Consider the following 6,703-nt stretch of genomic DNA (forward strand, 5'->3'; position numbering starts at 1 on the left):
GTCCCCGCGTGGAAGACCTGATCGCCCGCGCGCCTGAGCTCGCCCCGCTGCTCGAGGATCTCCATCACGCCCGGGGCGAGCGGGCCGAAGAGATCCTCGTCGGCCGGCGTGAGCGGCAGCTCGAAGGCCGCGCAGCGCAGGTGCGGCAGCAGGATGAAGGGGTTGCCGTGGTCGGCCACGGCCTGCTCGGGGTTCTGCCGGAAGAAGAACTCCGGGTGGCGCATCAGGTACTGGTCGATGGGGTCGTTGTGGCCGACGAGGATGGCGCAGCTCTCCGCCTCGCCCCGCCCCGCGCGGCCCGCCTGCTGCCAGGTGCTGGCCACGGTCGGCGGCAAGCCGACGAGGATCGCCGCGTCGAGGCTGCCGATGTCGATGCCCAGCTCCAGCGCGTTCGTGCTCGAGACGGCCATCAGCTCGCCGCTGAAGAGCTGCCGCTCGATCTCGCGGCGCTCCTCGGGCAAGTAGCCGCCGCGGTAGGCGCGGATGCGTGCGGCCAGGTGCGGCGCCTCGCGCAGCAGGGCGTCGCGACAGTAGCGGTAGATGAGCTCGCTCGAGACCCGCGTGCGGCTGAAGCAGATCACCTGGTGGCCGCGGCGCACGAGGCGCACGAGCAGCTCCTTGGCCTCGCCGTTGGCGCTGCGCCGCTCACCGGTCGCCGATTCCAGCGGCGGCGGGTTCCAGAAGTAGAACTGCTTGGGCCCGCGCGGGCTGCCGTCCTCGTCGATCAGGGTGACCGGCGCGCCGACGAGCGCCGCGGCGAGGTCGCGCGGGTTGCCGATCGTCGCGCTCGACATGATGAAGACGGGGTCGGACCCGTAGTGCCGACAGACGCGGCGGAGCCGCCGCATCAGCGCCGCCACGTTGGAGCCAAAGATGCCGCGGTAGCTGTGGATCTCGTCGAGCACCACGAAACGCAGGTTCATGAAGAAGCGCGCCCAGCGCGTGTGGCCGGGCAGGATGCCGCCGTGGAACATGTCGGGGTTCGAAAGCACGAGCCGCCCCTCGGCGCGCAGGCGGCGCCGCGTGTGCGTGCTGGTGTCGCCGTCGTAGGTGCCCAGGCGCAGGCGGCCGAGTTCGGGCAGGCTCTCGGCGAGGCGCTGCGCGGTCTTGAGCTGGTCCTGCGCGAGGGCCTTGGTGGGGAACAGGTAGAGCGCCGTGGCCTGCGGATCGGCGAGCAGCGTCTCGAAGACGGGCAGGTTGTAGCAGAGCGTCTTGCCGCTGGCCGTGCCCGTGACCACCACCAGGTTCTCGCCGCGGCGCGCGGCGTCCAGCGCGCGGGCCTGGTGCAGCCAGAGCTGCCCAATGCCATCTGCCGCCAGCGCGGCGCGCAGGCTCTCGGGCAGCGGCGACTCGGGATCGGCGAAGCGCGCCTCGCGGGCCGGTAGCCGCTCGCTGTGGACGAGGCAGCCCTCGCGCCCCGGCTCGGCGGCCAGCCCCGCGACGATCGCCGCCAGTTCCCCCGCCGGCGCCGGGCGGGGTGAGCGCGCCCGGACACCGGCGGGGCCCTGCCAAGAGTCGAGGTCGAGGGTCGGAGCTTCGGCGGGACTTGCCGCCGCGGCAGCCCGCCCCCGGGGGCGGGTCGGGCGCGGCGCGGGCGCGGGCGCCGCAGCGGGGGCGGGCGCGCTCGCGGCCGCGGGGGCGAGCGCGGCGGCGCTCCGCTGCCCCGCCCGGCGCAGCGCGCGGCTGCTCGCGTGATCGGCCTCGGGCAGCGGCGCATGCGGACCCATGGGCGAGGGCCGCGCGTCCTCGCCGGCGAAGGCGTGCGTCTTCCGCCAGGGACCGAGGCGCTCGGCGGCCGTCAGCTCGCGGCCGCAGGTCGGGCAGGCATCTCCCTCCTTGGCCAGATGGCGCGCCGGCGCGGTGGCCGCCGACCCCACGGCCAGCGGGCGCCGTTCGGCGGCGGGCACTGCGGGCGGATCGGCGGGGAACTGGAAGCCGATGGGACGGCTCGAGCGGCGGGCCATGGCTGGACCTCCGGCGCGCGTTGGCGTTCGGGGGAGGACCGCCGCCGACTCGAGAAACTACTCTACGGATGTATAGCTGTCAAGCGGGGAGTGCGGATGGGACCAGAGGGCCCAGCGGAGTCGGGTGCGGCTAGCTGCTTGCGGTTCAGGCGCCAGCGGCTCGGCGGGTCACCTTCCTCGAACGGCATCGAGCAAGGCGGCGGCGAAGCCGACCACATCGGCCTGGATCTCGTCGTCGGGGCCACCTTGGAGGAACTCCGCGACCCGGCGGGGACCCACGCCGTCGTGATCGAGGAAGTCGTCACGCAGAACCTGGAGCGCCTTCTGCGCCTCCTCGTCGCCGAGCAGCGGTCGCAGGCAGGCGGCGACGTCCGCGACGCCCGCGCCGAAGTTGCGAACGAGGTAGTAGAGGTCGTAGGCATCCTTGTTCTCGCCGCGCCCTCGGAAGGCGAGCGACTTGAGCACCACGAAGGCGCCTGGGCCGCAGACCCAAACCTCGCGCGTCGCCTTCTCGCCGAGAATCGTCTGACCGTCGATCCGGACGCGCCGGCGATCTTGGAACGCGAGCTTTAGGCCCGGTGCGATGACGGCGGCGAAGTCCGGCTCGATGTCGCGGAGCGTGCCGCCCTGGTCAGTCGCCAGCGACGGTGGGATGAGAAAGTCCACGGTGACCGAGCCGAGTCCCGTGATGCGCCAGCGCTGCCTCGTCGGCCGCCCCTCGTCGGTCTGGTCCTGCGTGAACCCGGCGTCTCGCAGCCGCTCGGTGAGCGCGCGGTACCTCCCCTCGTCGAGAAGCGCGAGCCTAAGCCCGATGTCGAGGTCCATGGTGCCGACGTGAGCGGATGCGCCCTCGGGCAGAGCGCCCGGATCGATGAGCAGCGAGGGGACCAACCCGCCGACCACGACGACCTCGTCCATCAGATCGCCGAGCTTGGTCGCGACATACAGGCAGGTGGCCCGCACGAGCTCGACCTGCTCGCTGCTATACTCCCACGCGCGCTTGGGCTTGTCAGCCACGATGGCTCCAGGTCAGCAGTTCGGTCCGCAGGCGATCGGCCGCCTCGGCTGCACGCTCGGCGTGGCCCTTGAGATCGACGTAGACCTGCGCGGGATGCACGCAGCGAATCCCGTCCTTCTCGGCGGCGCCCTGGAACACGCCTTCGTCGTTGGGGACGACGAGCCAGAGGTTCGCCCCGCGCGCGTCCTCGCGAAAGCCCAGACGATCGAGCAACTCGGACGAGGGGTCGGCCGGCAGGTAGACGGTGGCGATCCGGAACGCGGCGAAGCGCGTCAGTGCCCATGCCGCGGCGAGACCCGTCGCGGCATGTTCGATCTTCTGCTGGGTCAAGGCGTCCGCCACGAAGCGAAGCAGCGCGTCGCCGGAGCGGGCGGCGATGTGCCCCTGAAGCACGGTGTGCTTCGAGAACTGGTAGGCCTCGCGCCAAGAGTCGAGCAGGAGGGCCGGATCTTTCGCACGGACGGCGCCGCGCTCGTCCCGGATGAGGTAGTCCTCGGCCGCCAGGCGCGCGACGAGGCGGCTCGTCATGCCCTCATCGAGGCCGGTGGCGCGCGCGATCTCGCGTTGGGTCAGCGACTCCCCCGCGTGGATGAGGAGCCAGCGAACGATGCGCGAGCTCTTGGGCGCGAAGACGCTGCGGGGGCGGCCGGCGGTCTTGAAGCGGTTGGGCTTGCCCTCGACGATCACGCGCAGGCCCGGGCCGACGATGTGCGCGTTGCCCGAGAGGTCGAGCCAGGCGACGCCGGCCTCCTCGCACGCCTTCCGACCGACCTCGCCCATGAAGGGAACTGCCACGAGCGGCACGCTGCGGCGCCGGATGCGCGCCGCGCAGGCCTTGACCTTCTTCGCAGCGGCGGCAATCGGCGCGGCAGCCGTGGACTTGATTGCCACAACAACGAAGGTGGGCCCGGCGGCGACGAGCAGGTCGGCGCCGCTTGCGTCATCTGCGCGCACCTCGAGATCGCACAGCCCGACTCCCAGGAGTCCGGCCAGGACCTCGGGCACCTTGACCGCCATGCGGCCCCGTTCGGCTTTCGGTTCCATGCTTGACTAAATAGGCCACCTTGCCCGATTTGTCAAGTTGGCTTTTTCTGTCAAACGACTCGGCATTTCGGAGGCACTCCTATCGCCGGCTCGCGGACTGCTCCCCGCTGCCTGGCACGATCGGGCGCCCAGGCGCGCTGTTCAAGGTTCAGTCCACCGGCGCGAACTTCGCGATGCGGTTGTTGCTCGTGTCGGCCACGTGGACGTTGCCGTCCGCATCGACGGCCACGCCTGCCGCAACAGGCCCGTCGTGGAGTGCGAACTGGCCGTCGCCGGAACCGGTCTCGCCACAGGCCAGCGTGAACTCGTAGTCGGGACTCGCCGTCGACAGCGAGCTCGGATCGCTGCCGCAACCGGCCCCCGCGATGAGGAGGAGGACAGGATCCACCGCCATCGACAATGCGGCTTGAAGCACCCGGGGATCATGGTACAGTCGGCCCGGAGCACGCGACTTCTCAGCCGGCGCCGATGCCCGAGGCCATCATCAAGCAGCCCCCAGTCAGCCCGAGGCCATGACCCGGATCTGCTACATCGCCGATGCGAACAGCGTTCATACTCGGCGCTGGATCGCGCCGCTGGTGGAACAGGGCTGCGAGGTGCACCTGCTCTCCTTTCGCCCCGTTCGGCAGGCCTTCGCGGGGGTCACGGTGGTCGACCTCACGCGCGTGTTCAACACCCCCAAGCTGCGCTTCGCCTACTGGGGCTGGTGGATCCATCGCTATCTGAAGCGCGTCGATCCCGACATCCTGCACGCCCACCAGCTGACGGGCGCAGGCTGGCTCGGGGTGCTGGCCCGCCGTCACCCTTTCATCGTCAGCGCCTGGGGATCCGATCTGCTGGTCGAGCCCCAGCGGTCCCGCTTCCGGCGCCTCCTGCTCCAGCGCGTGCTGCGCGCCTGCGATGCGCTCACCGCCCCCTCGCGCACGACGCTCGACGCCGCCGAAGCGCTGGGCGTGCCCGCCCGCAAACTGCATCTGATCCCCTGGGGCATCGAGACCGGCGTCTTCCGGCCCGAGCCGGCGGATCGCGCGCAGACCCGCGAGCAGCTCGGCCTCGCGGCGACGGCGCGGATCGTGCTTTGCACGCGCGCCCTGACCCCCCTCTACAATCTGCATGTGCTGCTGGCGGCCTTCGCCCCGGTCTGCCGCCAGCTCCCGGATTCGCGGCTGGTGCTGCTCCGCTACAATGCCGATGCGGGCTACGCGGACACGCTCGAGAAGCGGGCCGCCGCCCTGGGGCTGGCCGAGAAGGTCCTCTGGCTGCCGGCCCAGCCCTCCCTGGAGGCCATGGCCAGGCTCTACCGCGCGGCCGACCTGACCGTGTCGATCCCCGCATCCGAGGGCTACGGCTTCTCGGTGCTCGAAGCCATGGCCTGCGGCTGTCCGACGCTGATCTCCGATCTTCCCGTCTTCGATCCCGAGCTGGCGCAGGGCGTCCACACGATCAAGGTGCCCGTCGGCGACCAGCAGCAGACCAGCGCCGGCCTGCTGGACCTCCTGGAGAACCAGCCCCTGCGCGAGCGCCTGAGCCGCGAGGGACTGGCCATCGTCCGCGGGCAGGGGGTTGAAGTGCGCCTGCAGCAGGTCGCCCGCCTCTATGCGGCAGCGACCGGCGATGCCCGAGCGACAGCCGGAGCGGCCCCCTGAGTATGAGCATGAGCATGAGCAAACTCCACGTCGTCATGCCGCTCTCGAATGCCTATCGGCCCGATCCCCGGGTCGAGCGCGAGGCGCAGGCCCTGGCCGCAGCCGGCCATCGGGTCAGCATCATCGCCTGGGATCGCCAGGCGAAGCTCGCGCCGCGCGAGCAGCAGGGCGGCGTGGACGTGATCAGGGTGCAGGGCGTCCACTCGGTCCACGGCGCGGGCTGGCGGCAGCTCTTCCACCTGCCGCGCTTCTGGCGCGCGTCGATCCGCCTGGCCCTGGCGCTGCGGCCGGACGTGCTGCACTGCCACGACCTCGACACGCTCTACATCGGTTGGCAGCTCAAGCGGCGCCTGGGCTGCAAGCTGATCTACGACTCCCACGAGCACTATCCCGCCGTGATGTCGCTCTACCTGCCGGCGCCGCTGATCAAGGCGCTGGCCGTATGGGAACGCTGGCTGATGCGCCAGGTGGATGCCACGATCACCGCCAGCACGCTCCTGCGGGACGAATTCCGGGAGCGCAGCGCCAGCCCGGTCGTCTCGCTCGGCAACTACCAGGAGCTCTCCGCCTATGCCGCCGTCACCGCCGACGAGGTCGCGGCGCTGCGCCGCGAGCTGGGCGCCTCGGCGGAGGATCTCCTGGTGGCCTACATCGGGGCGCTGCCCCGGGACCGCATGCTGCTGCCCTTGATCGCCACGGCGGCGCTGCTGCCCGATGTCGGGTTCCACCTGTGGGGAGATGGCCTGCAGCGCGCCGAGGTCGAGCGCGCGGCGGCGGCGCACCCCAACGTGACGGTCCACGGCTGGCTGGCCGCTCATGCCCTGCCGCGCCACTTCCGGGCCATGGACATCATCTACTACTGTCTGCGGGCGGACTACCCCGGCGCCGTCTACAACGCGCCCAACAGCCTGTCGCACGCCATGCTCGGCGGCCGGCCCATCATCGCCAACGACGTGGGCGACCTGGGGCGCATCGTCCGGACGACGCACTGCGGCCTGGTCATCGACGAGACGACGCCCGCGCGCATCGCC

The 6,703-nt window shown here is 71.4% G+C and carries 6 protein-coding genes; 2 read left to right on the top strand and 4 right to left on the bottom strand.

What is annotated here, in order from left to right:
• The 4 genes from FJ251_12195 to FJ251_12210 all read right to left on the bottom strand — a co-directional run.
• The coding region (locus FJ251_12195) for a DEAD/DEAH box helicase (GenBank protein MBM4118471.1) at window positions 1–1,964 on the bottom strand (1,964 nt) is incomplete at its 3' end.
• Window positions 1,965–2,132: 168 nt separating this feature from the next.
• Window positions 2,133–2,981: a hypothetical protein gene (locus FJ251_12200; protein ID MBM4118472.1), complete on the bottom strand. Its 849-nt coding sequence runs from the start codon at window positions 2,979–2,981 to the stop codon at window positions 2,133–2,135.
• On the bottom strand, window positions 2,974–4,026 hold the full coding sequence (locus tag FJ251_12205) for a hypothetical protein (protein ID MBM4118473.1): 1,053 nt from the start codon (window positions 4,024–4,026) through the stop codon (window positions 2,974–2,976). Before FJ251_12205 ends, FJ251_12200 begins: the two co-directional genes overlap by 8 nt.
• Window positions 4,027–4,174: 148 nt before the next feature.
• Window positions 4,175–4,420, bottom strand: coding sequence for a hypothetical protein (locus FJ251_12210; GenBank protein MBM4118474.1), 246 nt, complete (start codon window positions 4,418–4,420; stop codon window positions 4,175–4,177).
• A gap of 118 nt (window positions 4,421–4,538) precedes the next feature.
• Between FJ251_12210 and FJ251_12215 the strand changes: the two genes are divergently transcribed.
• Both FJ251_12215 and FJ251_12220 read left to right on the top strand, forming a co-directional pair.
• The gene (locus FJ251_12215; protein MBM4118475.1) at window positions 4,539–5,672 is read left to right on the top strand and encodes a glycosyltransferase family 4 protein; all 1,134 of its coding nucleotides are present in this window, start codon (window positions 4,539–4,541) and stop codon (window positions 5,670–5,672) included.
• 2 nt (window positions 5,673–5,674) lie between these two features.
• A partial coding sequence (locus FJ251_12220) for a glycosyltransferase family 4 protein (GenBank protein MBM4118476.1) occupies window positions 5,675–6,703 on the top strand: 1,029 nt, incomplete at its 3' end.

It is taken from the genome of bacterium (assembly GCA_016873475.1).
Lineage (GTDB): Bacteria > Krumholzibacteriota > Krumholzibacteriia > JACNKJ01 > JACNKJ01 > VGXI01.

What these genes read in the sequence shown, in the direction of transcription:
- FJ251_12205 (MBM4118473.1), bottom strand. Translation starts at nt 4,026, where the DNA reads ATGGAACCGAAAGCCGAACGGGGCCGCATGGCGGTCAAGGTGCCCGAG.
- FJ251_12210 (MBM4118474.1), bottom strand. Translation starts at nt 4,420, where the DNA reads ATGGCGGTGGATCCTGTCCTCCTCCTCATCGCGGGGGCCGGTTGCGGC.
- FJ251_12215 (MBM4118475.1), top strand. Translation starts at nt 4,539, where the DNA reads ATGACCCGGATCTGCTACATCGCCGATGCGAACAGCGTTCATACTCGG.